Here is a 24702-nt window from a genome sequence, read left to right on the forward strand (position 1 = left end):
CAGCATATCGACGAGGAACACATTCACACGCTGTCCGTGACCAGCCGCCTGACGCCCGGACGCGTGACCGTGACGGATTACGACTACACGCGCCCGCGCGCCGATCTGGCGACCACGGCGGAAAACCCTTGCCCGACCGCAAGCGCCGACGGCGAGCTATACGGTTGGGGCGATTACAGTCAGCCGCTCGCGGGCGCGCAAGGGTTGACGGGCCAGCCGAACGATACGGCTCGTGAAGCGCACCACTTCGCAAACGTTCAACTTGAGGCGCAGCGTTGCACGGGGCGGCGCGCGAACGGGAAAGGGAATCTGCGTGGCCTGACGGTCGGATACACCTTTACGTTGACCGGCTATCCGCAGCAGGCGGCGAATCGCGAATACCTCGTTGTGTCGTGCGTGCTCGACATTGAGGAAGTCGTGGGGCGGACCGGCGGCGCGCAGACGTATCGCGTCGATGCGCAGTTCGAACTGTTGCCGACGAACGAGCCGTTCCGCCTGGAACGGAGCGTCCGCAAGCCCGTCATGAGCGGGCCGGAGAAGGCCATCGTCGTCGGTCCCGCCGAACAGGAAATCTGGACGGACCAATACGGCCGGGTCAAGGTGCAGTTCGAATGGGATCGGCAGGGCCGGCACGACGAGCATTCGGGTATCTGGCTGCGCGTGCTGTCGCCGTGGCAAGGCGTGGACATGGGCGCGACGTTCCTGCCGCGTATCGGCCATGAAGTGGCCGTGTCGCATTACTACGGCGACCCGGATTTGCCGGTGATTATCGGCAGTGCCGTCAACGCGTTCCGCCAGCCCGCGCTGGACCTGCCGCACAGTCATGCGCTGTCGGTGCTGCGCGGCAAGGAATTCCACGGCACTGCATCCGGCCATCTCGCGATCGACGATACGCGGGAACAAATCCAGACGCAGATTGAGAGCGATGCCGGTACGTCGCAACTCAGTCTCGGCAACATCCGGCGCATTACGCGAAAAAAGGGGCGTGCGGATGCACGCGGCAAAGGCTTCGACCTTCGCACCGACGATTGGGGCGTGGTGCGAGCGTTGAAGGGTTTGCTTGTGTCGACGGACGGTCAACCGGGCGGTCCTGGCCACGCGAAGGACGCCAAAGAGGCTGTAGGCCGGCTGACGCAGGCGCGCGAACTGCAGGAAAGCCTGACGAATTTGGCGCAACAGCACGACGCACAGCAACGTGGCACGGACCAGAGCGATGTCACCCGTGTGATCAAGGCGCGTAACGATGCGATTCGGGGAACACCGTCCGGCGGCGCGGATGACTTCCCGGAGCTGACGGAACCGGACATTGTGATGGCCGGGCCGGCGGGGATCAGTTTCGCGGCCGAGCGTAGCGCCCATATCGCGAGCGGAGAGGATGTGGCGGTCACGAGCGGCCGGCATGTCGGGATTGCCCTGGGGCGTTCGCTGTTCGCGAGCGTGTCGAATGCGTTCTCGCTGTTTGTGCACAAGGCAGGCATGGCACTCGTTGCCGCCGCGGGGAAAGTACGGATCGAGGCGCAGACCGATGGTATGGACGTGACCGCCAAGAGGGCAATCCATATCACAAGCATGACTGACAGTATCCACCTGCATGCGGCCAAGGAAATCGTGCTGCACGCCGGCAGTACGGAGGTTCGCATCAGCGATCAGGGTTACATGGTCCGGACGGCCGGTGAGCACACGGTCTATGCAGGCAGTCATCAAACGTTCGGCCCGGAGTCGGTCGCGAAGCCGTTTCCGGGGATGCCCGGTGCGGATTTCGAAGAGTTCTACACCCTCCGGGATCGAGCGGGCAAGGCGCTGCCCGACTGCGCTTATCAATTGACGCATCCGGATGGTCGTGTGGTCGAGGGGCGCACCAATGCGCAGGGACATACCGTGACGGCCTATGCGGAATCGACTGCGCCCGTGCATTGCGAGGCGCTGCCCGATGACGCGGCGGATTTTGTGCGGGCGCGGTATTGGGACGACGAAGCGGAATACAAGCTGGATTTTGCGCGCATCAGTGAAACGGGAGCGAGCCAATCATGACAAATACAACCCCTCCGCCCCGCAAGCAAGCGCCGAACGTGCCGAAACCCGGCAAGGGTAGCCAGACGAAGCGGCCGGACGCAGCCGGCACGGTGTTGCCCGTCGAGAACCCGATGGACCTTTGGTATCTGTGCCAGAAAGCGGGCTTCGCGGAACGGTTCCCGATGCGCGATGCACGGGGGCGTGCGCTGTGCCAGCGGCAGGTGTCGCGCTGGGTGCACTACGACAGCAAGGGAAGCCGCTGGCAATGGCCGTATTGGGGTGAGGTCGGCTTCGACATGCTGCCTGCCGGTGGGCGGCCGCCCGAGGCCATCATGAGCTGCAGCGAGCCGTTCCGGCCGTCAACCATGCCGCTATCGCGCTACGAGATCATCCGGCGGCGCGTGGCGTTCCAGGCGGGCATCGATGCGGGCACGTTGCCGTGGGTGCAGATCGGTTTGGCGGAGCCGCTGGTGACGACTGCGTATCTGGAGGACAACCTGTCGCCTGACGAGGTACGCGAAGCATATCGGCTGGTGCGCTCCGCCGATACGGGGTGGGACTGGACGGCGATGGATCGGCCGAAGATACCGGGGTTGCTTCGCATTCCTGACGTAATTCGTTTGCATGACTACAAGGGGCGCACGGGATCAGCCCGGTTTGCTGCCGACAACATTGCTTACCTGATCGAAATCAAGTTCGAGGGGGACGCGTTGACGCCGGAGCAGACGCGAGATTACTACAAGATTGTGAACAACAATCGGAATAAATTTCGGCTACTGGAAACGAAGGTCTGCAAGACGCCGCGCCGACGGCGAGAATGGCTGGATAAGGCGCGTAAGTCGGAGCCGGTGTTTCGCACGGTCAAGGGCGGTGTGACCTCGCCGGAGCGGCTCAAAGAGTTTCATGCGCAATTGCCTCAGTCGGCCATGCTGTTGCAAGACATGGAGGCCGAGCAGCAGGCGGTGCGGCGGGTATTCGGGAACGGTGCCCGCCGGATTGATGACCATCGATATCTGGCGGAGTTGCACAGCTACGATTCGCAGGGGGCCGCACGCGAGGAGGCGGAGCGGCGACGCTTGCGGGAACAACTGACGCTGATTCTCGGTGCGCCGCTGGCGGGCGCGGCGGCCGGCGCGGCGCTTGCGGGAGCCGGTGCGCTTGCCGGCGCTGCGGGTGAACTGGGCGGTGCGGTGGAATTGGTTGGACACGGAGCGCAGACACTGGCGCGTTTCCCGATCGGGAAGGTTGCCGTGACGGCGGCGGCAGCCAATGCCGCGATCTATAACGCAGCGGCACAGACGCCGCCAACAAGCGACAACATGGCCCCAAGGATGACGCAGGACGCGCTGCGGATGCTGGACATGCTGAACCACAACCTGACGGTGCGCGTGCTGTATCTGTCGGATTAAGAGGAGAGGAAACATGGAATTCTTTGAGGAATGGGACGCGGCGAAGTGGCATTTCACTTACGGGTCTGAGGACGATCCGGACAAGGTCGTGTTGCAGGGTGGGCTGGTGATCGTGTTCTACCTGCTGAAGTCGTATGCGCAAGCGAACCGGTCGGAGCTGGCCGGGGTGATGCGGCGGCTAGAAGAAATCATGGGGCGGCGGTTGCATTGGGGCTATTGGGAGCATCCGCGCAAGAGGGGCAAATACACGCCCGAGCGCTTTTCGGCATTTGCGGAATCAGTGCGCACGCAACCACCTACCCATGTTGTCCAATTCACGTGGTCGTCGGGGCAGGGTTATGACTTCGTCGGCGATTGGGGGATGCGAGGATTTTCGCAGATGAGCCTGAAGGAAGAGGCGTGGAAAGACCTTTCTTACCTCCAAATCTATTTGCCCGTCGAAGTGCTGCGCGGCGACGGCCGGGCGGCCTTCGAGAAGCTACTGGCGGAATTGGCGATGCGGCTGCCCGTGTTACATGGTCACGCCGGACTGGGCTTTCAGCAATGCGACGAGTTCCACCGTTATGAGAATCTCGAATTTGAGCAAGCCGAGCAGTTTCTAGGGTTTGACGTCGGTGATCCACTGGCCCACGACGAACTGCGTGAAGGCATCAAGAGCGTGAACTGGTACACGATCCTGCACCGAAGCTGGCTAGAGAAACTGGGCGGCCGGGAAGCGCTGGAACGGGCAGTCCAAGACGAGGCGGCGAACGGACTATCGCTGATCGATTACGCAAACGGCGTGATGGTGAAGGCGGGCGAATGGCCGTCGCTGGGTTGGACGGAGCGCGATCCGCAGCCGGCCGCCTATGTGGCCGCGAACCGGCTCTTGAAGCCAATACGCGTGCCCGAATTGCGTTGCTTGCATATGGGCTCGATCGTGGGTGAAGTTCGATTCGACGAGATGTCGTCGAACGAGTGGCTGCGCCGGTTCGACGCACCGGGTATCTGGCCGCCGCGCCCGGTTGAACCGATTGCATTCCCGTCTGGGCCAGCGATGGATGAACCCGCCATTTCCCCGCCCCCGCAGGCACCGCAGCCGTCGGGTGGAAGGGTGCTGCGAGCCTATCCGGGCCAGCCGTGCCCGCGTGACGGAGATTGGTTTAGCCCGTTCCTGAAGCGCACGGAGCGGCTGAAGGAAGGCGAACCGATGCCGGGGCCAGAAACAACCCGGCAAGGGGCGGTGACGTGGTATCTGCGCGAGGCGGACGGCTGATCGTGTAGATCGGCAATCTGCCCAAAAAAAGCCCCGCATCCGCGGGGCCCGTCGGCTAAACCACCGCCAAACCAAATCGTGACCGGTCAATGATGCCCGCGCGTGCGCGGATCGTTCAATTCCTCGGTCGGATCGGTCAGCCCGAGCTCGTCGCCCGCGCTCCAGTACGGCGCGCTGCCGTAGTACTCGTGCAGCGGCTCGGCCCATTGCGGGTCGGCCATCGCCGGCCAGTGGTCCTTGTCGAAGCCGGGGGCGTTCTTGATCCGCTCGGACGATACCGACAGCAGGAAACACTTGCGTTCGGTATCGAGCGTGAGCGCGCTCCATGGGATCGCGAGCAGTTTGTCGCCGATGCCGAGCAGGCCGCCGCTCGACAGCACGGCGTACGCGATGCGGCCCGAGCGCACGTCGAGCATGATGTCCTTGATCTTGCCGACGTCGTCGCCATCGGTCGTATAGACCTTGTCGCCTTCAAGCGTGTCGGCTGCCATCACGTCGGGGCCGGGGCCCGCTGCCGTCGCGGCGCCCTTGCCGATGATGCGGGTCCGTCCTTGATCGGGAGTCTGCATGGTTGTCCTCCAGGCTGCATGGAGCGCGACCGTGCCCGGGATGGGCCCTGCGGGTCGCGCGGGTGGTCGGGGCGGGGCGAGGATCGCCCCGTCACGTCCGCTTCGGTTGCGATACGCCCTCGAGCGTGTTCGCGACGTCGTCGCGCGCGGGGCCGGCCGTGCGCGTCGCGATGTCCGCGAGCGACAGCATGCCGACGAGGCGCTTGTCGTGATCGACGACGGGCAGGCGGCGCAGTTGCGCGTCGGCCATGTAGTGCTGGATCTCGTCCAGCAAATCGTCCTCGAAACACCATTCGATCGGAGCCGACGCGACTTCGTGGATCCGCGTTTCCGGCGACTTGCCGGCCGAGATCGCGCGCACAGCGAGGTCGCGGTCCGTGACCATGCCGATCAGCCGGTTGTTGTCGCACACGGGCAGCGCGCCGATGTCGTAGCGCTCCATCAGTTGCGCTGCATGACGGATCGAGTCGGTGGGCGCGATGTGCACGACGTCCTGCGACATGATTTCGTTGACGCGATGCATGAAATCCTCCTTGCGGGTTGAAGCGGGGCCGTCCGGTTCAGCAAGCGGCGTGCCGTTCGGCACGGGGTGTCTGTCGAGCGCGACGTCATTCGTCGCGGCGCCTGGCCGGGTCCTGCCACGGGCCGTCGTCGTGCGTGCCCGGGGGCGTGTCGGGCTCGATGCGCGTGACGCCGCCGGTGGCGGGCGGATCGCTTGCGGGGAACGTGTCCTCGAGCTGCTTGTCGATATGACGCTCCGAGTGGCGCGTCTTCGTCTGGTCCTGCTGCTTCAGCGGCGATGACGGGTCGGGATGCCGTTCGTGCGCCGGCGCGTCGCGGCCGGACCGGGTCGAATCCTTCATGGCAAGCCTCCGTGTCGGTGACGATGACGCGCTGATCACGCAACGGCCATGCCCGCTGCGTTCAGGCGGCACGCGACTTGCCGCTGCGGCGGGTGACGACACGACAACGCGCGGCGCAGCGCGCCGCACACACACGCAGATCAAGCGGGAGGCACGATGACGATTCCAAAACGGCGACCTGGGGTGCGCTACGAAGTCAACGTATGCGGCGGCGGGTTCGACTCGGTGAAGAGCCATTTCAGCGCATGGAAACAGGAGCCGCTGATCTACCGGCCCGATCGTCGGATGTTCGAAGGCAAAGCCGATGTGCGGCCGCTCGATGAGACGTTCGGCTCGACCGAGCCGGCGCGGTTCGCGCTGCAGCGCGCGTGCGAGCCGGCCGATCCGTATGCGCTCGCCGCGCGCGTGCGCGACGACGACCACGAGCTGTGGCTCGTGATGGCCGCGTACGAAGCGTAGCGCGATGCCCTTGAAAGAATTGCAGCGCGCGGTGTAGCGAAGGCACGGCGCACCGCGCTTCGGCATGTGCGCCAGCGCGTGACGGCGCCGTACACGGACGGCACGCACCTTGCGGCCCATGTGTTCGGTAGATCATCGAGCGGCGCAGGCGCGCCGCGTAACTGATCCGATCCCGTGAGGACACCGCAACGATCGCATGCCCATGAACCCGCACCGCACCCAGTCGCTACACCGGCCCGAGCCGCCGGTGCCCGACGTCAACCCGGACCCCGAGCCGCCCGTGCCGGACGATTTGCCGCCCGGCACGCCGGAACCGTATCACGACCCGGAGGGCGACCCGCCGGAGCAGCCGCCGCCGGAACGCGAGCCGCCGACGCGGGAACCGCCGATCCACGTGCCGCCGACGGGCATTCCGCCAGTGGCGTTCACCCGATCCACGGAGGGCCCACGATGAGCATCAGCGTGAAACCCGGCATGTTGCGCGATGTGGCCGAAACGCTCGGCCGCCATTTCGAGGCGCGCGCGATGCCGTTCCACGTCGAGGAGCAGCCGGCCGGCGCACTGCATTTCGGCTTTCGCGTCGACGGCCATCCGGCGTCGCTGACCGTCACCTTCGACGCTGACGCGTTCGCGGCGCTCGAACAGGCCGATGTCGAGCGGCAACGCGGCGCATTGACGCGCGTCGCGGCCGAGTTCGACACGATGATGGCGCGCCGCGCACCGACCGCGTATGCGGGCGATTTCCATTTCAACCGGCTCTGAGCCGTGCCGCCACGGCCGGCGCAGGTGCCGCCGATTCCACGGAGGATTCCGATGAAACTGATCCAGACGATACGCGTGGGCACCTGTGCGTTCGCCGCCGTGTGCGCGCTGGGCGCATGCACGCAACCGCAGGCCACCTACGGCACGCGCGGCGCGCCGCCGGCGCCGCCCGACGGCCATGGCGCGTCGCCGACCACGACGATGCCGGACGCGAATACGCGCTACGACACGCGTCCGTCGCCGCACAACACGATGCCTCCGGGCGCGACCGGCGGCGAAGCGGCCGACGTGCCGCCGCCGGGACCGAACGGCGTGCAGAGTGGCCAGCAGATGCCAGGCACGCCGCCGCCGACGCTGTACTGACGGGACGCAGCGCGCGCATCACGCGCCGCGCGGCGTGACGCGCGCGCAGGAGCACGACGGTGAGCCCGCACGAATAGTTCGCCTGCGCGACGGCGACGCGCCGCAGCCCCGGGCGCCCGCGTGCGGCCCTGCGCGAATTCCGTGCCTCCTAACTTCCCGCCGCTTGTAAAAAAGCGGTTCCGACGGCGCGACGCGACGGGGTACGAACCCGCGAGAACCGCGCCGGACGGCGATTTGCCCCGCTGGCATGGAAGCTGCGTGGATTCCGACACACGAATTGCGCACACCCATCAGGAGGGCAATGATGTCAGTCACGCTTGCGCTCCAGATGCGACAGCATCTGGCACTCACGCCGAGGCTTCAGCAGTCGCTTCGCCTGCTGCAGTTGTCTTCGCTCGAATTCCAGCAGGAATTGCGGCAGGCGCTCGACTCGAATCCATTTCTCGAAGATGGCCAGGGCGACGACGAAGCCGCCGCCGACGCGCCCGAACACCCGGCCGAAGCCGCGGCGCCGGAGCCCGCGCCCGAGCGCGAGGAGGTGCGTCCGCCGGACGGCGAGGTGTCGTACACGGCCGCGCCGGCGCCGCGCGGCACGGGCCGCCAGGCCGACGACGCGGGCGACCTGTCGCCCGGCGAATGGATGGCGGCGGAGCCGTCGCTGCACCAGCAGCTGCACGACGCGCTGCGGCTCTATCCGCTGAACCGGCGCGACCGCGAGGCCGCGCGCATCGTGATCGACGCGCTCGACGAAGACGGCTACCTGCGTCAGGAGCTGGCCGAGCTGCTCGTCGCGGCCGATCCGGCGCTGCTGCTGTCGGAACAGGATCTCGCGGTCGCGCTGCGGCTCGTGCAGATGCTCGATCGCCCGGGCATCGCGGCGCGCTCGCTGTCCGAATGCCTGGTGCTGCAGCTCGACGCGATTCCGGCCGGCACGCCGGCGCTCGCGGAAGCGAAGGCGATCGCGCGCGAGCATCTCGAACGGCTCGGGCGGCGCGAGACGGCGGAGATCCAGCGGCGCGTCGGCTGCAGCCAGCCGACGATGCATGCCGCGTGCGCGCTGGTACGCGGGCTCGATCCGCGCCCGGGCAACCACTACGGGAGCACGCGCGGTGACTACGTGGTGCCCGACGTGATCGTGCGCCAGGTGCGCGACGAATGGATCGTGACGATCAACCCGGCGGTGCTGCCGCGTGCGCGGCTGCACGAACGCTATGCGACGCTGTTCGCGCAGTCGAGCGGCGAGCGCGATTCGCCGCTCGGCCAGCAACTGCAGGAAGCGCGCTGGCTGATCCGCAACGTGCAGAAGCGCTTCGACACGATCCAGCGCGTCGGCGAATGCATCGTCGCGCGGCAGCGCGATTTCTTCCGCTACGGCGAGATCGCGATGAAGCCGCTCGTGCTGCGCGACATCGCGGAAGAGCTCGACCTGCACGAGTCGACCGTGTCGCGCGCGACGGGCAACAAGTACATGGCCACGCCGCATGGCACGTTCGAGTTCAAGCATTTCTTCCCGCGCAAGCTCGAGGCGGCAGGCAAGGGCGTGTGTTCGGCAGCGGCCGCGAAGGTGCTGATCCGCGACATGATCGCGGCCGAGTGCCACACCGAGCCGCTGTCCGACGTCGCGCTCGCGCAGAACCTCGCGGGCCGCGGCATCCTTCTTGCGCGTCGTACGGTGACCAAGTATCGCCAGGCGATGAAGATTCCGCCGGCCGAACTGCGCCGGCGCGACGCCGCATGACGATACCGTCCGAACCGCGCGCGGCCCGCATGCCGCGGCCGTCGCGCGCGCCACCGAGAGGAGGAACGTCATGCCAGCCAAGTCCCAGGCACAGCAGCGCGCCGCAGGGGCCGCCCTGTCGGCCAAACGCGGTGAAACCAAAATGAAGGACCTGAAGTCGCCTTCGAAGTCGATGGCCAAATCGATGACCGAGAAGGAGCTCGAGAAAATGGCTTCGACGCCGACCCACGGCAAACCCAAGCACAAGCACGATGCTTGATCGGCGTCGACGCGCGTCGACAATCGCCGTTCTCCAGGACTCGGGAGGAATTCATGCTTCGATATGCCATCATCTTCTTCGTCATCGCGATCATCGCCGCCGTGTTCGGCTTCGGCGGCATCGCGGCGGGCGCGGCCGAGATCGCGAAGATTCTGTTCTACATCTTCATCGTGATCTTCCTGGTCACGCTGCTGCTGGGCGTCGTGCGACGATGACGGTCACGCCCGACCGTTCGCAGCGCATCGCGGAACTCGAAAATGCGCTCGCGAACGGATTTCCGTCGCAGTCGACCCTCGTCGTGCATGCGGACGACGCATCGGGTCGGCTGACGATTCAGGTGTCGTGGGTGCGTGTGCCAGCCGACGAAAGCGCGCGTCAATGGCGCTGCGTGGTCGACCTGCACTTCGATCCGGACGTGCTCACACGCTATGCATCGCTCGGCGCGGCCGATCGGCTGCGCGTGCGCACCCTGCTGTGCGACCTCGCACGGCGCGCGGTGGACGAACAGAAGCCGCGCGTCGAGGACGCCGAGATCGAATGCAGCGTCGCGCTCGACGTGACGCGCGCCGAACTCGATCGCGCGTTGCGCGCGCCCTGACGCAGCCGCCGCCGCCTGCAGCGACATCGCGGCCGGTCCGTCGCGGGTTGCACTGCGCGGCTCGTCCGTTTCCCGCGACGGCCCCGCGTGCGCCGCAATTCGGTCGCGCCCGCCGTCGCCCTTTATCGAACCGATACGAGGACGCGCGCATGACGAATCCCCCTCCATCCGGCACTCCGCCGCCCAGCCTGCAGCCGCCCGACAGCCCGAAGTCGCGCCAGCTCGACGAGAATCGCGTGCGGCCCGACGGCGAGGCGCCGCGCACCAACCGGGGCTTGCGCATCGCCGGCAACCAGAACACGCTGCGCGCCGGTGCGCGCGGCCCGTCGCTGCTCGAAGACTTCATCGTGCGCGAGAAGGTCACGCACTTCGATCGCGAGCGGATTGCTGAACGGATCCTTGAGCGGATTGCCGAACGGGTCGGGCACGCGGCCGATCCCGACGCGGTGCTCCGCACGTGCCCGGACGACATAGGCCGACGTCGCGTGCGGACTCGTGAACGGCAGGCGGCGGAGCGACCCGCGTAATGCCGCACGGGCGCCCGCCAGGCCGGGCGGCGCGCACGCAGCAAAGGAGGACAGGCATGGCACCGCGGATGATATGGAAAGGCGCGATCAGCTTCGGGCTCGTTCACGTGCCCGTGCAGCTGTTCCCGGCGACGCGTACCGTGAAGCCGTCGTTCCGGCTGCTCGACAAGCGCTCGATGGATCCGGTCGGCTACCGGCAGATCAACAAGCGCACCGGCAAGGAGGTCACGCGCGAGGACATCGTGCGCGGCTACGAGTACGAGAAGGAGCGCTACGTCGTGCTGACCGACGAGGAAATCCGCGCGGCGAATCCCGAGTCGACGCAGACCGTCGACATCCTGACCTTCGTCGACGAGGACGCGGTGTCGTTCCTGTATCTCGACACGCCGTACTACCTCGTGCCGGACCGCAAGGGCGAGAAGGTCTATGCGCTGCTGCGCGACGCGCTGAAGGACAGCGGCAAGATCGGCATCGCGCTCGTCGTGATGCGCGACCGCCAGCATCTCGGCGCGCTGATTCCGGTCGGGCCGCTGCTTGCGCTCGACACGCTGCGCTGGCAGGAAGAGTTGCGGCCGCTCGACGAGCTGTCGGTGCCCGCCGACGATGCGAAGCGCGCGGGCGTCACCGCGCGCGAACTCGGGATGGCGAAGAAGCTGATCGACGACATGTCGGGCAAATGGGCGCCCGACGAGTATCACGACACGTTTCGCGACGACATCCTCGAGCTGGTCGAGCGCAAGGTGCGTGCGGGCAAGATCGAGGAAATCGAGGAGCGTCCGCCGCAGACGGGGCGCGCGGCGGCCAACGTGGTCGACCTGACCGAGCTGCTGAAGCGCAGCCTGAAGGGGGGCGGCGGCGCGCATGCGGCGGACCTGCGCGATGCGGACGACGAGAGCGATGTGGACGCGGACGCTTCGTCTTCACCGTCGCGCGGCGGCGGGCGCCGCAAGCCGGCTGCGAAGGGGGCGTCGAAGGCGGCGTCGAAGGGCGCGACCACGAAGGCCGCGGCGAAACGGCCGGCCGCGAAACGCGCTGCGACGGGAGCGCATGCGGAGAAGAAAACCGCTGCGCGCCGCAAGCACGCCGCATGATGCCGCCCGACATGAGGTGACGCGATGGCCGGCAAGCTCGATCCGTATCGCCGCAAACGCCACTTCGGTGCGACGCCGGAGCCCGAAGGCGCGCATGGACGCCGGCGTGCGAAGGCCAGCGCGAAGGCCAGCGCAAAGCCCGACGCAAAGCCCGATGCGCGGCCGGCTTCGCGCTCCCGTCATCCGCTGCGCTTCGTGATCCAGGAGCATCATGCGCGGCGCCTGCATTATGACTTCCGGCTCGAACTCGACGGCACGCTGAAGTCGTGGGCCGTGCCGAAGGGGCCGAGCTTCGATCCGTCGGTGAAACGCCTCGCCGTGCATGTCGAGGATCATCCGCTCGAATATGCATCGTTCGAAGGCGAGATTCCGGCCGGGCATTACGGTGCGGGGTCGGTCATCGTGTGGGACGAAGGCACGTGGACGCCCGACGGCGGCCTCGCGCAGGCGCGCGACGGCTACCGCGCGGGCAAGCTGACGTTCCGGCTCGATGGCGAAAAGCTGCACGGCGGCTGGGCGCTCGTGCGCAGCGGGCGCCAGCAGGGGCGGCAGGAGCAGTGGCTGCTGATCAAGGAGCGCGACGACGACGCGCGCGGCGCGGATGGATTCGACGTCGTCGGCGAGCGGCCGGGGAGCGTGCATGATGGTGCGGCGTCGGCGTCGGCGTCGGCGCAGGCGTCGGCGGCGCGGGCGGACTCCAGCGGCGGTTCGACGCGTGCGCGCCGTTCGCAGCGTGGCCGGGGCGACAAGACCGGCGAACGCGACAAACGCGGCAACCGCGCCGCACGCCACGACGACCACGCCCGCTTGCCCGCCGATCCTTCCGTTATCGAAGGCGCTCTGCGCGCACCGCTGCCCGAACGCGTCGCACCGCAGCTCGCGACGCTGGTCGACGGTCCGCCGACGCAGGGCGACTGGCGCTACGAACTGAAGTTCGACGGCTACCGAATCCTCGCGTGCATTTCGGGGAAGGGCACGCGCCGGCACGTGAAGCTGATGACGCGCGAAGGCCGCGACTGGACGGCGAAACTGCGCGCGCAACGCGACGCGCTCGCGGCGCTCGACGTCGACGACGCCTGGCTCGACGGCGAGGCCGTCGTGCTCGGCGGGAACGGTCTTCCCGATTTCCAGGCGCTGCAGAATGCGCTCGGCGCGGGGCATTCGGACGCGGTCACATTGTTCGTGTTCGACTTGCCCTGTCTCGACGGTTACGACCTGCGCGACGCGCCGCTCACCGCGCGCCGCGCGTTGCTCGAACCGCTGCTCGCCGACAGCGATCCCGCGCGGCTGCGCTTTTCGCCCGATCTCGGCGACGACGTGGCATCGCTGATCGCGAGCGCGTGCGATACCGGCCTCGAAGGGCTGATCGGCAAGCGTGCGGACGCGCGCTATCGGGCCGGCCGCTCGCCCGCCTGGATCAAGCTCAAGTGCCGGCGCCGGCAGGAGTTCGTGATCGGCGGCTATACCGAGCCGTCCGGCAGCCGGCACGGCTTCGGCGCGCTGCTGCTCGGCGTGCACGAACCGGCGCCGGACGGCAGGCGGCGGCGCGGGCCGATGCCGCTGCGCTATGTCGGCCGCGTTGGCACCGGCTTCGACGCGCGAATGCTCGACCGGCTCGCGGCGATCCTGCGCAAGCACAAGCGCGACACGACGCCGTTCGATCCACCGCCGCGCGAACGCACGCGCACGCGCGTGCACTGGATCGAGCCGACGCTCGTCGCCGAATGCGAATTCGCGGAATGGACCGGCGACGGTATCGTGCGCCAGGCCGCGTTCATCGCGTTGCGCGAGGACAAGCCGGCGGTGCAGATCGTACGCGAAGTATCGAAGCATACGGAAACGGAGGTGGCGATGGACCCGCGTCAAATCGCGCATGACAACGAACGCAAGCACGCGTCGCACGCCGATCGCGATTCGGGCGACCGCAAGCACCCTGCGCGTTCACGCGCATCCCTCCGCGCTGCGGCCGACGATACCCGCTCCGACCAGCTCGGCCGCGTGCGCATGACGCATCCCGATCGCGTGCTCGATCCGCATAGCGGCACGCGCAAGATCGATCTCGCGCATTACTGGAAATGGGTGGCGCCGTGGCTGCTGCCGGACCTGAAGGGCCGGCCCGTGTCGCTCGTGCGCGCGCCCGGCGACATCGCGGGCGAGCTGTTCTTCCAGAAGCACGCGGAGCGCCGCGAGATCCCGTTCGTCACGCAGCACGAGGGGCTCGATCCGGGCCATGGCTCGCTGCTGTCGCTCGACAGCGTCGACGCGCTGCTCGGCGCCGCGCAGATGGGCACGATCGAACTGCATACATGGAACGCGCACGCGTCGAACATCGAGCGGCCGGATCGCATCGTGTTCGACCTCGATCCCGATCCGGCGCTGCCGTGGCGCGCGATGATCGAGGCCGCGCAGCTCGTGCGCGGGCTGCTCGATGAATTGGGTCTCGCGTCGTTCTGCAAGACGAGCGGCGGCAAGGGGCTGCACGTCGTCGTGCCGATCACGCGGCACATGGGATGGGACGACGTTAAGGATTTTTCGCGCGCGGTCGCGCAGCACGTCGCGGGCGCGCTGCCCGATCGCTTCACCGCGACGATGGGTCCGAAGCACCGGCGCGGCAAGATCTTCATCGACTACCTGCGCAACGGCCGCGGCGCGAGCACAATCGCCGCGTATTCGGCGCGCGCGCGGCCCGGGATGGGCGTGTCGGTGCCGCTGCGCTGGGACGAGGTGCCCGACACGACGGGCGGCGCGCAATGGACGATCGACACGCTGCACGCACGCCTCGACCGGCTCAAGCGCGATCCCTGGGAAGGCTATGACGATACGCGCCAGCGGATCACCGCGCAGATGCGCGCGCGGCTCGGTACGTCGTGACGCAGTCAGCGCCGGTGCTGCAGCCGGTAATACCAGTCCATCAGCGGCGTCGCGGATATGCCGTGCGCGATCACGGATGCCGACACGACGGCGAGCACCGGTGCCGCGAGCGGCCGCACCGCGCTGGACGGCCCATGTTCAAGCGCGAACAGCAGGTAGTAGAACGAGCCGATCCCGCGTATCCCGAACCAGGCCATCAGCCGCCGCTGTGCATGCGTCGCGCGCGAGCCGGTGAGCGTCAGCAGCACCGCGAGCGGCCGCACGGCGACGAACAGTGCGACGGCCAGCCCAACCGCGCCCCACGTGACGAGCGGCGCCGACAGCGTGCCGAGCACGCTGCCGATCATCGTCATCACGAGCGCTTCCGCGATCCGTTCGAGCTCGATCGTGAAATCGAGCACCGATTCGGCCATGAACGCGTGGACTTTTTCCGGATGTTTCTCGGTGGCGACCACGTCTTCCGAATCGATCCGGCCGATCACTTCGCGCGGCCGGCGGTCGCCGCTCGCGCGATGCTCGACGCGGCGCATCGCGACGCCCGCGGCGAACGTCGCGATGAAGCCGAACGCATGCGCGAGTTGCGCGGCGCCGAACGACAGCACAATCAGCGCGAGCGCGAAGAAGCTTTCGAAGCCGAGCGCCTGCGCATAGCGGGTGCGCAGCCAGCCGATCGCCTTGGTGGTGGCCGCGCCGAGCACGCCGCCGATCACGGCCGCGCCCGCGATGCCCCACAGCGCGGCGAGCGCGAACGAGCCCGACAGCGCGGGCCGCGCGTGCGGCGTGTCGGGCGCGCCGCACAGCGCGAGGCCGGCGAGTGCGAACGGCAGCGCGATCCCGTCGTTCATCCCGCCTTCGCCGGACAGCGCGAAGCGCACCAGGTCGCGATCGCCCGGATCGTGCACCTGCACGTCGTGCGCGAGCACCGGGTCGGTCGGCGCGAGGATTGCCGCGAGCAGCAGCGCGGGGCCCCAGCCGAGCCCGAGCGTCAGCACCGCGCAGCCGGCGAGCAGCGGCACCGTGGCGATCATTGCGAGCAGGCCGAGCCGGCACGGCACGAGCCACAGTGTGTCGGACAGCGGCACGCGCAGCCGCAGCCCGATCGCGAACAGCGACACCAGCAGCGCGACCTCGACGATCTCGCGCAGCAGTTGCGCGTCGCGCTCGATGTCGAGCTGCAGGAGCCCGGCGCCGGACGGGCCGAGCGCGACGCCGAGCGCGAGATAGATCATCGCGGCGCTGCACGGCAGACGACGCAGCGCCGACGTCGCGATGCCCATACCCATCAGCACCGCGCCGACGATCAGATACCACTGCGTTTCATGCATGCGGGCGAGCGGAGCAGGTCGATAGGGAGCAGGCGCGTGGCGTCACGGCTTGCGGCCGAACGCCTCGCGCAGTTTGCGCTTCGCGCGTTCGAGCGTCGCGCGGCGTGTTTTCGGCAGATTGCGGCCCGCGCGGTTCACGTAGAAGTTCAGCATCGACATCGCCGACTGAAACGGCGACGCCTTGCGGCGGCGGCTGTGTTCGGCCGAACGCTTGAGAGACGCCGCGATCTTGCCCGGATCGTCGGACTTGAAGATTTCGGGCTCGAGGTCGAGCGCATCGCTTTTCTGCATGACGCCGGCGGACCAGCGCTTGCGGTGATGCGGGTCGTTGCTGCGCGCACGGCCCGCGCGGCGGGTCGCGCGTTTGCCGTGCGGATGGGAAGCTGAAGGCATGGCAGGACTCCGTACGGAATCGGGATGGATGACTGGTCGTGGGCGTCGCAAGCCGCGTGCCGCGCATCGTTGACGGCACGGGCCTTGCTGAATCGTATGCGCAGGCATTTCCACGACAGCGGTTCCATCGAGGGAGAACATTTCATGAACGCAGCATCCGAATCGAAATCTGCCGCGTGCCGCATCGTCGCGTGCGCGGCCGTCGCGCTAGTCGCCGCCGCACCGGCCGCGTGGGCACAGAATTCGCAGCGCCCGGGCGAGGGCACCGGCGCGCCGATCCTGTCGCCGCCCGATACGTCGGCACAGGACACCGGCGGCGCCATGTCGAATGGCAATACGGCCACGCCGCCGCCGGCAACTCGCATGCAGGAGCCGCGCGGCACACGTTCGCACGGCCGCCCGCACGTGCCCGCCAAGCCGGGCGGCCCGAGCGGTGCCGGTACCGGCAGCAGCGGCAGCACGGGCGGCGCCAACGGCGGCGGTAGCGCGGGGGCGGGCGCGACCGGGATGGGCAGCGCCGGCACGGGCGGCATGGGCGCGGGCCAGGGCGGCACCGGCACGGGCGGCACCGGCAGCGCGGGCTCCAGCGGTTACTGACGATCACGGCGCCGCGCCGGCCCGGCCGGCGCGGCGCGATGGCGGACGCGGGCCGGGGGCCGGCATGCCGCCACCACGCAGGAGGACATCATGCAATCGAATGACCGGACCTCGTTCGACCCGAGCGACCTGGACAGCGATGTCGATACCGACGAACTCGACACGACCGTTCATCTCGACGTCGAGACCGGCAGGATCATGTTTCAGGCGGCGTGGGCGCTCCCGCCCGATGCGCCGCCCGATACCGCGCGGCACTCGGTCGTGCTCGCGCTCGACTGCGACACGATGGAGCGCTACGCGGACCTCGACGAAGGCGCGCGCATGCGCGTGCACGCGATGCTGCACGAGAGCGTGCAGGCCACGCTCGACGCGCTGCCGGACGTGACCGACGACTTGACGCTGACGGTCGAATTGACCGACGCGATGCTCGACGCGGCGCGTCACCTGCAGTGAGCGCGGCGGGGCGGCCCGGGCGCACCTCGTACGAAGGCCGCTGGCGATCCCGCTGAATGCGGACGCGTTACACATTCCGTTGAAATCTTTGCAGATGCCGCGCGGCGCGATGTGACGCGGCCGGCGCACGCCGCGAGGCGGCACGCCCGCGCACCGTCGATCGCCGATTGCGGGTCGCGCCCCACCGAAACGGGGTCGTACTGCCCGAATCCGCAGGGGCGCGGCACGCCGCTTGCTGCGCCACGGACACGGCACGACGGGTGCCGCAACACGACAGGGAGCGTTCCATGACCGGCAAGCTGGACCAATGCAAGGTAGCGATACTCGCGCTCGACGGTTTCGAGGAAGCCGAACTGGTCGAACCGCAGCGCGCGCTGATGGCCGAAGGCGCGCAGGTCGACGTGATTTCGCAGAAGCGCGGCGAGATCCAGGGGCTCAGGCACGTCGACAAGGGCGAGCGCGTGAAGGTCGACCGCACGTTCGACGATGCGCGCGAAGGCGACTACGACGCGGTCGTGCTGCCGGGCGGCGTCGTCAACGGCGACACGATCCGGATGCTGCCGGCCGCGCGCGAATTCGTGACCGCGGCCGTCGGCGCGGGCAAGCCCATCGCGGCGATCTGTCACGGCGGCTGGCTGCTCGTGTCTTCCGGGCTGGTGGACGGCCGCACGATGACGAGCTGGCCGAGCCTGCGGGACGACATTCGCAACGCGGGTGGCAAGTGGGTCGACCAGGAGGTCGTGCGCGACGGCAACCTGATCACGAGCCGCATGCCCGACGACCTGCCCGCATTCAACGGCGCGCTGGTGCAGTGTCTCGCGTCGCACGGAGCGTGAGCGATGCCGGCCGATTCCGTTCACCACGTGACGCTGACCGATGCGCCGCCCGAGTTCGACGGCGCGACGCTGCAGATGCGCTTCGTCGTCGACGTCGACGGAAAGCCGCTGACGTGCGCGATCACGGTGGAAGCACTCGAGGATCATTTCGGTGCGCGCTCCGCGCTGGAAGACGACTTGCGCGACGCGTTCGAGCGCGGCCGCGCGCGCATCGAGGCAGCGTGCAAGGACGTGCTCGCCGATGGCAAGGGCGGTGTGGAACTGCACAGTGGCTATTTCCGTGCGCGCGACAACGCGGCGGGCAATACCGCGCGGGCCGGGCTGGCCCGCTCGCGGAAGTCGTGAGCCGCGCAAAGTGGCTCGAGCACGGGTTCCGCGTCATGCTCCTGTTGGCGCGCCATTACATGCCGTTGAAAACTTTGCAGCGGCTCCCGAGCGGCCTGGAGTGACAGATCGCGCCGCGCGCCGGCTGCTCCTGGAGCTTCGTTTTCCCACATACTGGCACGCTCCCTGCATGTATTCCCGATTGCGGCGCACGATTCGCGGCCGCGCCATCGCGATGCGGCCACCGCATCGCGCCAAGAGCCAATAGGGAGACAACATGCTGACCGCCCATGAATTTGCCGCGCTGTTCCTGGTACTCCGCGCGCCGGAACAGATCCAGGCCGACCGCGAAGACATCGTCTCGCTGATGGAGCAACACCTGATCGAGATACATTCAGACGAATCGGGCGCGCGCCGGCTCGCCCTGACGCCGAACGGGCTGTCGATCGTGCAGTGCATGCAGCGGCAGGTCGGGCGTGGATTCAGCAGCGCCGACGCGTGAGGTCGCCCGGCGTCGCTTGGCGTCGCTCAGCGCGCGATCGCGACCGACGCGTTGACCTGCACGACCGGCGTATCGCCGTCGAACGGCGGCGCTTGCAGGAAGCGGTCGATCACGTCGGGCTCGAACAGCAGGCAGAAGGTCGAGCCGCCGTACTGGAAATAGCCGATCTCGTCCCCTTTGTCGACGCGCTGGCCCGGCATGACCTCGATCACGCACGACGACACGTCGCCCATCCCGACGAACACGGCTGCCACCGTGCCGATTCCCGGATCGTCGCTCTCGATCGCGACCACCGCGCGCGCGGCCACGGCCGTCATGTAGCCCTGCGAATCGTTGAGCCCGGCCGGGTCCGGGCCTTCCGCTTCCGCGACCGAATAGTAGGTGCCGTCGACCCGGTAGGCGTGCGTGACGGTGCCGCGCACCGGCGCGTGCCAGCGGTGATAGTTGTATGCGCTGAGATACGCTTGGTACAGGTCGCCGCCGACGAAGCGTTCGGCGAGCGGCAGCCGCGTGGGCGTGAAGATGTCGCGCAGCGAGTACGGCTGGCCCTTGATCCAGAACGTGTCGCGCAGCTTCACGTTCGATTCGGCGTGATACGGCGCGGCCTCGCATGCGCTGACGATCACGTGCGAATCGTCCGGCGCTGCGATCGGCCGCGCGCCCGCGCGAAAGCGGCGCGTGAAGAAGTCGTTCCACGAGTCGAAGCCCCAGTGCGGCTGGTTCTCGCGATACTGGAACTGCGACAGCCCGAGGCGCTTGCACGCTTCGTCGCAGAACCAGCCGTCGGGCGCCGACGTGTCGAGATGCGTGCACGAATGCGGGCCGCCGAGGAAGTCGCACCACACGTTCAGCACGTCCTTCAGGTGCGCGTTGACCGTCGCGTCGCGAAACACCGCGTGGCCCGACGGCATGCACATCGGCCAGTCGAGGAACGCGTTCAACGGGCACACGATCAGGCTCGTTTCGCTGAACGGCGGCGTATAGGTCATCAGGTGATCGATCACCGTCATCAACTCGCCGATCGATGCGTAGCCGAGCGTGCGGCCCGATTCGAGCGCCTCGTCGATTGCGCGGGTGAGGCTCATGCGCAGCACCGCGTCGTCGTCGAACAGCCGCGCGAGCGCCTGCACGGCCGGCGTGCGCAGCCGTTCGCCGGCATGCGCGCGCGCCTGGTTCGCAATTTTTTCGCGGTACGCGGCCATATGCGATTCCTCGCGGGCCATCCATTCGCCGAGGCGATGGCGCATCGCGGGCGGTGCGCTGTGGTCTGTCGGCATGGTCGCCTCCGGCAACGGTTGCGGTACGAACGCGGGAAGCAAGACGCTTGCCCGGCGCGCGGCACCGAAATTGCGGCGTTCGGGCGACCGGCTTCGATCAATCACACAGGAGAGGATCCATGAACGCAGCTTCGAATGCGCGACAGACCAAGGATGCGGCTTCGACCGGCGAGCGCCGTGGCGGCGAGCAGCGGACCGTGGCGCCGACACGCACGCGGGCGCGGGTACGTGCCGCGACGTCGCGTGACGGTGGGCGGCGCAACGAACGCGGCGGCGGGAAGATCACGACGGGCCACGGGGAAGGGGCGGCCGAGCCGCATTGGGAGGACGACGGCGGCGCGATGCCGCCGGAAGAGTGGTCGTGACGTCGCGCGCTTACTATTGTCCCGCCGGCCGCTCCGGCCGATAGCGATCGACGACTGCGGGATCGGTCGATTCCTCGTCGCGAAAGGCCGAAGATACTGCGTCCACGATGGCGGGCCAGACGCCGACTTGCTGCAGGACCGGCATTTCCTTGGCCAGGACGTTGCTGAGTTGCCCCTGGTTTTGCTCGATCGAACGGAGCACGCGGTCGGCTTGGTGGTCCGGCATCTCCACGATTTCCTTGACGGCCTGCCGAGCCCGCGCGTGACTGCGCAGATAGCGCGACTCTTCGCGCATTTGTTCAGTCAGCGTGCGCTTGACGATATTGGCGAGATACTGCACGTGCGGGCCGAGGTCCGGGTAGCGCCATAGCGGCTGCGCCTGGTGTTCGCCGCCGAACGCGAAGTTGGAGACGACACCGTCAGGGTAGGCAGTCTGAGCCGCTTCGAACGACACGTTCCCGCGAACATGCGCCATCAGCGGAGCGGATACGTGGTCCAGGACTTTGTCATAGCCGCGGCGTTCGCCCGCATCGTCCATGATGACCGCGGATACCGGGAGGATCACGGGCTCTGGAATGGCGCCGTCCCGCCGCAGGACATCGTTGATCAGAAAACGATGGACACGACCGTTTCCGTCGGCAAGCGGATGGATATAGACAAAGCCGAAGGCCGCAACGGCGCTGCGCATGACCGGGGATTGTCCGGCCGTGCGCGCCAGGAATACGCGAAGTCCGTCGAGCATGACCGGCACGTCGTCTTGCGAGGGGGCGACGTAGTGCACGATCTCGTTGAAGCGGACGGTTTCTCCGACGAATACGGGTGACTGCCGGAAGCCGAAATGCGTGAGGGTGGTGCGCTCGCCAAGGATTTCCCGCTGCAGTTCGGCTGCCGCCCGGTTCGTCAGTGGTTGTTCGCCTTGTGCGGTACGCCTGGCCAGCACGTCAGCGAAGCGCTGAATCCGGGTGATGCGATCGGCCTCGCCTTCGATGGCGAAACTCGCCTTGCTTTCTCGCAAGGTCATCCACGCCGCAGCCCGCATCAGAAGATCCTCGCCGAACTCCGCCGTGAGATCGGCGAACAGGTGCGGCACGTCGAGCGCGGCGGCTTCTACGAAAGCGGGCGTTTTTACGAGCGTCGGGCAGAAGTAGCGTGTGCCGGGAAGATTGTCGTTCACTCGCCACCGCGGATTTTTCACGATGCGGTCGCGCGAAGAAGTGACCATCTTGCCGTCGTCCAGCAGGTCGACATAGTTGCCGCCCATCCGGTCTGGAACACGCAGCGCGTTGCCGGTCAGCCATTCGTACAGGAAGGCGGCACGACGGGCGTATTGCCCGGTGGGCTCGGCATCAACCCAGTCCTGAACGAAGGCCGGCGCCAGCCGCGCAAACAGGCGAGCCAAAAACTCGAGTTGCGGCACTTCATGGCGCAGATGAAACTGGAAATGCGCTGCAATGTCGTCTGTCGGACGCATCGAATCCGGATAGGTCTCGAGCCTGTATCCGTCGACTGCTTCGGTTGCACGCCGCCCTCCGCAGCGGCTGATGACAGGGAGCCGTGCCATGGGATGGACATCGCAATGTGCCATGAGCCACGCGGCACCGATCGGATTGTCGGGCAGTTCGGCCATATGCAGCTCCTGTCAGTCGGGTCAGCTTCCGCGCAAAATCGATTATTGACGGCCATTCCGTGCGCAAATCGATTACGGGCGTACAAAAACGATTATACGCGTGCCGATTTGCACAAAATCGATTATGTGAAGCGATCAAGGGTGCGGCCATCGGGCAACGCCGGGCGGGTGGGTTCCCATAGTTTCCATATTTCGAGTATTATCGAAAAATGGAAACGAACCAGACCATCGCCGCCCTGTCGGCCCTCGCGCACGAGTCGCGCCTCGCCGTCTTCCGTGCGCTCGTTCAGGCCGGCCCGTCGGGCTTGCCGGCCGGGCAAATCGCGACGCTGCTCGACGTGCCGCCGTCGTCGCTGTCGTTTCATCTGAAGGAACTGGCCCATGCGCAGCTCGTCACGAGCCGCCAGGAAGGCCGCTTCGTGTTCTATTGCGCGAACTTCGCGACGATGAACGGGCTCATCGACTACCTCACCGAGAACTGCTGCGGCGGCAATCCGTGCTCGCCGGCCTCCGCCTGTTCGACCTCCTGCTCCGACCCCGCGTAATCACGCGCTCACGCACCCGCCGATGACCACCAACGTCCTGATCCTCTGTACCCACAACTCCGCGCGCAGCGTGCTCGCGGAGGGGATGCTCAACCACTGGGCCGCGAAGCTCGGGCGCGACGTGCGTGCCTACAGCGCCGGCAGCGCACCGAGCGGCCGGCTCAATCCGTTCGCGCTGGATGCGCTCACGCGTGCCGGCGTCGACGTCGCCGGATACCGCAGCAAGAGCTGGGACGAATTCGTCGGCGACCACGCGCCGGAAATGCGCATCGTCATCACGGTATGCGACAGCGCAGCCGCGGAGACCTGCCCGTACTGGCCCGGCAGTCCGGTGAAAGCCCATTGGGGCTACGCCGATCCGTCGAACGCGCCGGGCGGCGATGCGGGCAAGCAGCTCGCGTTCGAACTGACGCGCGAGGCGCTCGGCTACCGGATGCTGCAGCTGCTCGCGCTGCCGCTCGAGCGCATGAGCCACGCCGAACTCCAGGCGGGATTGACCGCCATTTCGCGAAACTGAGCGGTCGCATCGCGGCATATGTAAGCCGGCGTGCCGCGTGCCTTCTCCAGCTCCAGCCCGACTCCTCCTGTCCGATGAACACGTCCAACGTCATTCCGCCTCGCCACGCCGTCGTCAAGCCCGCGATCAACTTCTTCGAACGCTACCTGACGGTCTGGGTCGCGCTGTGCATCGTCGCCGGCATCGCGCTCGGCCAGCTGCTGCCCGGCCTGTTCCAGCGGATCGGCCGCATCGAGTACGCGCAGGTCAACCTGCCGGTCGGGCTGCTGATCTGGGTGATGATCGTGCCGATGCTCGTGAAGGTCGATTTCGGCGCGCTGCATGAAGTGCGCCAGCATGTGAAGGGCATCGGCGTCACGCTCGTCGTGAACTGGCTCGTCAAGCCGTTCTCGATGGCCTTGCTCGGCTGGCTGTTCATCCGGCAGCTGTTCGCGCCGATGTTGCCGGCGGACCAGCTCGACAGCTATATCGCCGGCCTGATCCTGCTGGCCGCCGCACCGTGCACGGCGATGGTGTTCGTGTGGAGCCGGCTCACGGGCGGCGATCCGCTGTTCACGCTGTCGCAGGTCGCGCTGAACGACAGCATCATGGTGATCGCGTTCGCGCCGCTGGTCGGGCTGCTGCTCGGGATGTCCGCGATTACCGTGCCGTGGGCGACGCTGCTCACGTCGGTGCTGCTCTACATCGTGATTCCGGTGATCCTCGCGCAGATCTGGCGCAAGCGGCTGCTGCGCAACGGACAGGCCGCGTTCGATGCCGCGATGGCGAAGATCGGCCCGTGGTCGATTGCCGCGCTGCTCGCCACGCTCGTGCTGCTGTTCGCGTTCCAGGGCGAAGCGATCCTGAAGCAGCCGCTGGTGATCGCATTGCTCGCGGTGCCGATCCTGATCCAGGTGTTCTTCAATGCGGCGCTCGCATACTGGCTCAACCGCGCGGTGGGCGAGAAGCATAACGTCGCGTGCCCGTCCGCGCTGATCGGCGCATCCAATTTCTTCGAGCTCGCCGTCGCGGCCGCGATCAGCCTGTTCGGTTTTCACTCCGGTGCGGCGCTGGCGACCGTCGTCGGCGTGCTGATCGAAGTGCCGGTCATGCTGCTGGTGGTGCGCATCGTGAACCGGTCGAAGGGCTGGTACGAGCGCGCTTGAGCCAACCACGGAAATCCCG

The 24702-nt window shown here is 67.5% G+C and carries 29 protein-coding genes and 1 pseudogene; 23 read left to right on the forward strand and 7 right to left on the reverse strand.

The window, feature by feature from the left end; genetic code table 11:
* The 3 genes from DIE15_RS12705 to DIE15_RS12715 all read left to right on the forward strand — a co-directional run.
* Window positions 1–2031: type VI secretion system Vgr family protein (locus DIE15_RS12705; protein WP_148095687.1), on the forward strand; the 2031-nt coding region annotated here is incomplete at its 5' end.
* The gene (locus DIE15_RS12710) at window positions 2028–3422 is read left to right on the forward strand and encodes a VRR-NUC domain-containing protein (protein ID WP_124833404.1); all 1395 of its coding nucleotides are present in this window, start codon (window positions 2028–2030) and stop codon (window positions 3420–3422) included. The genes DIE15_RS12705 and DIE15_RS12710, both read left to right, overlap by 4 nt.
* A gap of 13 nt (window positions 3423–3435) precedes the next feature.
* Window positions 3436–4677, forward strand: a complete 1242-nt coding sequence (locus DIE15_RS12715) for a type VI immunity family protein (RefSeq protein ID WP_057927073.1) — start codon at window positions 3436–3438, stop codon at window positions 4675–4677.
* Between the two features lie 86 nt (window positions 4678–4763).
* On the opposite strand, the gene DIE15_RS12720 is transcribed toward DIE15_RS12715, so the two are convergent.
* The 3 genes from DIE15_RS12720 to DIE15_RS12730 all read right to left on the reverse strand — a co-directional run bounded on the left by DIE15_RS12720 (window position 4764) and on the right by DIE15_RS12730 (window position 6109).
* Window positions 4764–5246, reverse strand: coding sequence for a PRC-barrel domain-containing protein (locus tag DIE15_RS12720; RefSeq protein WP_124833405.1), 483 nt, complete (start codon window positions 5244–5246; stop codon window positions 4764–4766).
* Window positions 5247–5337: 91 nt separating this feature from the next.
* A complete protein-coding gene (locus DIE15_RS12725; RefSeq protein ID WP_057927071.1) occupies window positions 5338–5769 on the reverse strand; it encodes a CBS domain-containing protein in 432 nt (143 codons plus the stop codon).
* Window positions 5770–5854: 85 nt separating this feature from the next.
* Window positions 5855–6109: a hypothetical protein gene (locus DIE15_RS12730; RefSeq protein ID WP_057927070.1), complete on the reverse strand. Its 255-nt coding sequence runs from the start codon at window positions 6107–6109 to the stop codon at window positions 5855–5857.
* A 156-nt stretch (window positions 6110–6265) separates the two neighbouring features.
* On the opposite strand from DIE15_RS12730, the gene DIE15_RS12735 reads away from it, so the two are divergent.
* The 11 genes and pseudogenes from DIE15_RS12735 (at window position 6266) to ligD (ending at window position 14777) form a co-directional block, all read left to right on the forward strand.
* Complete coding sequence (locus DIE15_RS12735) at window positions 6266–6568, forward strand: hypothetical protein (protein ID WP_057927069.1); 303 nt, start codon at window positions 6266–6268, stop codon at window positions 6566–6568.
* A 196-nt stretch (window positions 6569–6764) separates the two neighbouring features.
* A complete protein-coding gene (locus DIE15_RS12740) occupies window positions 6765–7022 on the forward strand; it encodes a hypothetical protein (RefSeq protein ID WP_124833406.1) in 258 nt (85 codons plus the stop codon).
* Window positions 7019–7330 (forward strand): hypothetical protein, encoded by a 312-nt coding sequence (locus DIE15_RS12745; RefSeq protein WP_124833407.1) that lies wholly within the window; start codon window positions 7019–7021, stop codon window positions 7328–7330. Before DIE15_RS12740 ends, DIE15_RS12745 begins: the two co-directional genes overlap by 4 nt.
* Before the next feature lie 51 nt (window positions 7331–7381).
* Complete coding sequence (locus DIE15_RS12750) at window positions 7382–7693, forward strand: hypothetical protein (protein ID WP_124833408.1); 312 nt, start codon at window positions 7382–7384, stop codon at window positions 7691–7693.
* A 304-nt stretch (window positions 7694–7997) separates the two neighbouring features.
* Window positions 7998–9431, forward strand: a complete 1434-nt coding sequence (locus DIE15_RS12755) for an RNA polymerase factor sigma-54 (RefSeq protein ID WP_124833409.1) — start codon at window positions 7998–8000, stop codon at window positions 9429–9431.
* A gap of 70 nt (window positions 9432–9501) precedes the next feature.
* Window positions 9502–9690 carry a DUF3008 family protein gene (locus tag DIE15_RS12760; protein ID WP_124833410.1) on the forward strand — a complete coding sequence of 63 codons (189 nt, stop codon included), beginning with the start codon at window positions 9502–9504 and terminating at the stop codon, window positions 9688–9690.
* Window positions 9691–9743: 53 nt separating this feature from the next.
* Window positions 9744–9905, forward strand: coding sequence for a DUF1328 family protein (locus DIE15_RS12765; protein WP_124833411.1), 162 nt, complete (start codon window positions 9744–9746; stop codon window positions 9903–9905).
* Entirely contained in the window at window positions 9902–10288 is a 387-nt protein-coding gene (locus DIE15_RS12770; protein WP_057927063.1) for a DUF3022 domain-containing protein, read from the forward strand. The genes DIE15_RS12765 and DIE15_RS12770 overlap by 4 nt, the downstream gene beginning before the upstream one ends.
* 149 nt (window positions 10289–10437) lie before the next feature.
* Window positions 10438–10689 (forward strand): annotated as a pseudogene (locus DIE15_RS12775) (catalase); the annotation flags it as partial.
* Between the two features lie 182 nt (window positions 10690–10871).
* Window positions 10872–11906 (forward strand): Ku protein, encoded by a 1035-nt coding sequence (locus tag DIE15_RS12780; RefSeq protein WP_124833413.1) that lies wholly within the window; start codon window positions 10872–10874, stop codon window positions 11904–11906.
* Between the two features lie 24 nt (window positions 11907–11930).
* Window positions 11931–14777 carry a DNA ligase D gene (gene ligD, locus DIE15_RS12785; protein WP_124833414.1) on the forward strand — a complete coding sequence of 949 codons (2847 nt, stop codon included), beginning with the start codon at window positions 11931–11933 and terminating at the stop codon, window positions 14775–14777.
* Between the two features lie 5 nt (window positions 14778–14782).
* On the opposite strand, the gene DIE15_RS12790 is transcribed toward ligD, so the two are convergent.
* Window positions 14783–16102 (reverse strand): sodium:proton antiporter, encoded by a 1320-nt coding sequence (locus DIE15_RS12790; RefSeq protein ID WP_057927059.1) that lies wholly within the window; start codon window positions 16100–16102, stop codon window positions 14783–14785.
* A 42-nt stretch (window positions 16103–16144) separates the two neighbouring features.
* On the reverse strand, window positions 16145–16495 hold the full coding sequence (locus tag DIE15_RS12795) for a DUF3175 domain-containing protein (RefSeq protein WP_057927058.1): 351 nt from the start codon (window positions 16493–16495) through the stop codon (window positions 16145–16147).
* 144 nt (window positions 16496–16639) lie between these two features.
* Between DIE15_RS12795 and DIE15_RS12800 the strand changes: the two genes are divergently transcribed.
* The 5 genes from DIE15_RS12800 to DIE15_RS12820 all read left to right on the forward strand — a co-directional run bounded on the left by DIE15_RS12800 (window position 16640) and on the right by DIE15_RS12820 (window position 19207).
* On the forward strand, window positions 16640–17092 hold the full coding sequence (locus DIE15_RS12800; RefSeq protein ID WP_124833415.1) for a hypothetical protein: 453 nt from the start codon (window positions 16640–16642) through the stop codon (window positions 17090–17092).
* Between the two features lie 90 nt (window positions 17093–17182).
* Entirely contained in the window at window positions 17183–17545 is a 363-nt protein-coding gene (locus DIE15_RS12805) for a DUF3022 domain-containing protein (RefSeq protein WP_057927056.1), read from the forward strand.
* 287 nt (window positions 17546–17832) lie between these two features.
* On the forward strand, window positions 17833–18381 hold the full coding sequence (locus DIE15_RS12810) for a type 1 glutamine amidotransferase domain-containing protein (protein WP_124833416.1): 549 nt from the start codon (window positions 17833–17835) through the stop codon (window positions 18379–18381).
* Window positions 18382–18384: 3 nt separating this feature from the next.
* Window positions 18385–18726, forward strand: coding sequence for a DUF1488 domain-containing protein (locus DIE15_RS12815; RefSeq protein WP_124833417.1), 342 nt, complete (start codon window positions 18385–18387; stop codon window positions 18724–18726).
* 256 nt (window positions 18727–18982) lie between these two features.
* The gene (locus DIE15_RS12820) at window positions 18983–19207 is read left to right on the forward strand and encodes a hypothetical protein (RefSeq protein ID WP_124833418.1); all 225 of its coding nucleotides are present in this window, start codon (window positions 18983–18985) and stop codon (window positions 19205–19207) included.
* Window positions 19208–19233: 26 nt separating this feature from the next.
* Here the strand turns inward: DIE15_RS12820 and DIE15_RS12825 are convergent, their stop codons facing one another.
* Window positions 19234–20484: a phosphatidylserine decarboxylase family protein gene (locus DIE15_RS12825; protein ID WP_124833419.1), complete on the reverse strand. Its 1251-nt coding sequence runs from the start codon at window positions 20482–20484 to the stop codon at window positions 19234–19236.
* Between the two features lie 119 nt (window positions 20485–20603).
* Between DIE15_RS12825 and DIE15_RS12830 the strand changes: the two genes are divergently transcribed.
* Window positions 20604–20849 carry a hypothetical protein gene (locus tag DIE15_RS12830; RefSeq protein WP_057927053.1) on the forward strand — a complete coding sequence of 82 codons (246 nt, stop codon included), beginning with the start codon at window positions 20604–20606 and terminating at the stop codon, window positions 20847–20849.
* 13 nt (window positions 20850–20862) lie between these two features.
* Here DIE15_RS12830 and DIE15_RS12835 read toward each other — a convergent pair whose 3' ends face one another.
* Window positions 20863–22476: a Fic family protein gene (locus DIE15_RS12835; protein ID WP_124833420.1), complete on the reverse strand. Its 1614-nt coding sequence runs from the start codon at window positions 22474–22476 to the stop codon at window positions 20863–20865.
* Between the two features lie 209 nt (window positions 22477–22685).
* Between DIE15_RS12835 and DIE15_RS12840 the strand changes: the two genes are divergently transcribed.
* The 3 genes from DIE15_RS12840 to arsB all read left to right on the forward strand — a co-directional run bounded on the left by DIE15_RS12840 (window position 22686) and on the right by arsB (window position 24683).
* Window positions 22686–23021, forward strand: coding sequence for a helix-turn-helix transcriptional regulator (locus DIE15_RS12840; protein ID WP_124833421.1), 336 nt, complete (start codon window positions 22686–22688; stop codon window positions 23019–23021).
* Window positions 23022–23043: 22 nt separating this feature from the next.
* Complete coding sequence (locus tag DIE15_RS12845) at window positions 23044–23538, forward strand: arsenate reductase ArsC (RefSeq protein WP_124833422.1); 495 nt, start codon at window positions 23044–23046, stop codon at window positions 23536–23538.
* Window positions 23539–23612: 74 nt separating this feature from the next.
* Complete coding sequence (gene arsB, locus DIE15_RS12850) at window positions 23613–24683, forward strand: ACR3 family arsenite efflux transporter (RefSeq protein WP_124833423.1); 1071 nt, start codon at window positions 23613–23615, stop codon at window positions 24681–24683.
* Window positions 24684–24702: the final 19 nt, after the last annotated feature.

The sequence above is a fragment of the Burkholderia sp. Bp9031 genome (assembly GCF_003857965.1).
GTDB classification, from domain to species: domain Bacteria; phylum Pseudomonadota; class Gammaproteobacteria; order Burkholderiales; family Burkholderiaceae; genus Burkholderia; species Burkholderia ambifaria_A.

Coding starts and splice junctions, on each gene's coding strand:
- DIE15_RS12710 (WP_124833404.1), top strand. CDS start 2,028: ATGACAAATACAACCCCTCCGCCCCGCAAGCAAGCGCCGAACGTGCCG.
- DIE15_RS12715 (WP_057927073.1), top strand. CDS start 3,436: ATGGAATTCTTTGAGGAATGGGACGCGGCGAAGTGGCATTTCACTTAC.
- DIE15_RS12720 (WP_124833405.1), bottom strand. CDS start 5,246: ATGCAGACTCCCGATCAAGGACGGACCCGCATCATCGGCAAGGGCGCC.
- DIE15_RS12725 (WP_057927071.1), bottom strand. CDS start 5,769: ATGCATCGCGTCAACGAAATCATGTCGCAGGACGTCGTGCACATCGCG.
- DIE15_RS12730 (WP_057927070.1), bottom strand. CDS start 6,109: ATGAAGGATTCGACCCGGTCCGGCCGCGACGCGCCGGCGCACGAACGG.
- DIE15_RS12735 (WP_057927069.1), top strand. CDS start 6,266: ATGACGATTCCAAAACGGCGACCTGGGGTGCGCTACGAAGTCAACGTA.
- DIE15_RS12740 (WP_124833406.1), top strand. CDS start 6,765: ATGCCCATGAACCCGCACCGCACCCAGTCGCTACACCGGCCCGAGCCG.
- DIE15_RS12745 (WP_124833407.1), top strand. CDS start 7,019: ATGAGCATCAGCGTGAAACCCGGCATGTTGCGCGATGTGGCCGAAACG.
- DIE15_RS12750 (WP_124833408.1), top strand. CDS start 7,382: ATGAAACTGATCCAGACGATACGCGTGGGCACCTGTGCGTTCGCCGCC.
- DIE15_RS12755 (WP_124833409.1), top strand. CDS start 7,998: ATGTCAGTCACGCTTGCGCTCCAGATGCGACAGCATCTGGCACTCACG.
- DIE15_RS12760 (WP_124833410.1), top strand. CDS start 9,502: ATGCCAGCCAAGTCCCAGGCACAGCAGCGCGCCGCAGGGGCCGCCCTG.
- DIE15_RS12765 (WP_124833411.1), top strand. CDS start 9,744: ATGCTTCGATATGCCATCATCTTCTTCGTCATCGCGATCATCGCCGCC.
- DIE15_RS12770 (WP_057927063.1), top strand. CDS start 9,902: ATGACGGTCACGCCCGACCGTTCGCAGCGCATCGCGGAACTCGAAAAT.
- DIE15_RS12780 (WP_124833413.1), top strand. CDS start 10,872: ATGGCACCGCGGATGATATGGAAAGGCGCGATCAGCTTCGGGCTCGTT.
- ligD (WP_124833414.1), top strand. CDS start 11,931: ATGGCCGGCAAGCTCGATCCGTATCGCCGCAAACGCCACTTCGGTGCG.
- DIE15_RS12790 (WP_057927059.1), bottom strand. CDS start 16,102: ATGCATGAAACGCAGTGGTATCTGATCGTCGGCGCGGTGCTGATGGGT.
- DIE15_RS12795 (WP_057927058.1), bottom strand. CDS start 16,495: ATGCCTTCAGCTTCCCATCCGCACGGCAAACGCGCGACCCGCCGCGCG.
- DIE15_RS12800 (WP_124833415.1), top strand. CDS start 16,640: ATGAACGCAGCATCCGAATCGAAATCTGCCGCGTGCCGCATCGTCGCG.
- DIE15_RS12805 (WP_057927056.1), top strand. CDS start 17,183: ATGCAATCGAATGACCGGACCTCGTTCGACCCGAGCGACCTGGACAGC.
- DIE15_RS12810 (WP_124833416.1), top strand. CDS start 17,833: ATGACCGGCAAGCTGGACCAATGCAAGGTAGCGATACTCGCGCTCGAC.
- DIE15_RS12815 (WP_124833417.1), top strand. CDS start 18,385: ATGCCGGCCGATTCCGTTCACCACGTGACGCTGACCGATGCGCCGCCC.
- DIE15_RS12820 (WP_124833418.1), top strand. CDS start 18,983: ATGCTGACCGCCCATGAATTTGCCGCGCTGTTCCTGGTACTCCGCGCG.
- DIE15_RS12825 (WP_124833419.1), bottom strand. CDS start 20,484: ATGCCGACAGACCACAGCGCACCGCCCGCGATGCGCCATCGCCTCGGC.
- DIE15_RS12830 (WP_057927053.1), top strand. CDS start 20,604: ATGAACGCAGCTTCGAATGCGCGACAGACCAAGGATGCGGCTTCGACC.
- DIE15_RS12835 (WP_124833420.1), bottom strand. CDS start 22,476: ATGGCCGAACTGCCCGACAATCCGATCGGTGCCGCGTGGCTCATGGCA.
- DIE15_RS12840 (WP_124833421.1), top strand. CDS start 22,686: ATGGAAACGAACCAGACCATCGCCGCCCTGTCGGCCCTCGCGCACGAG.
- DIE15_RS12845 (WP_124833422.1), top strand. CDS start 23,044: ATGACCACCAACGTCCTGATCCTCTGTACCCACAACTCCGCGCGCAGC.
- arsB (WP_124833423.1), top strand. CDS start 23,613: ATGAACACGTCCAACGTCATTCCGCCTCGCCACGCCGTCGTCAAGCCC.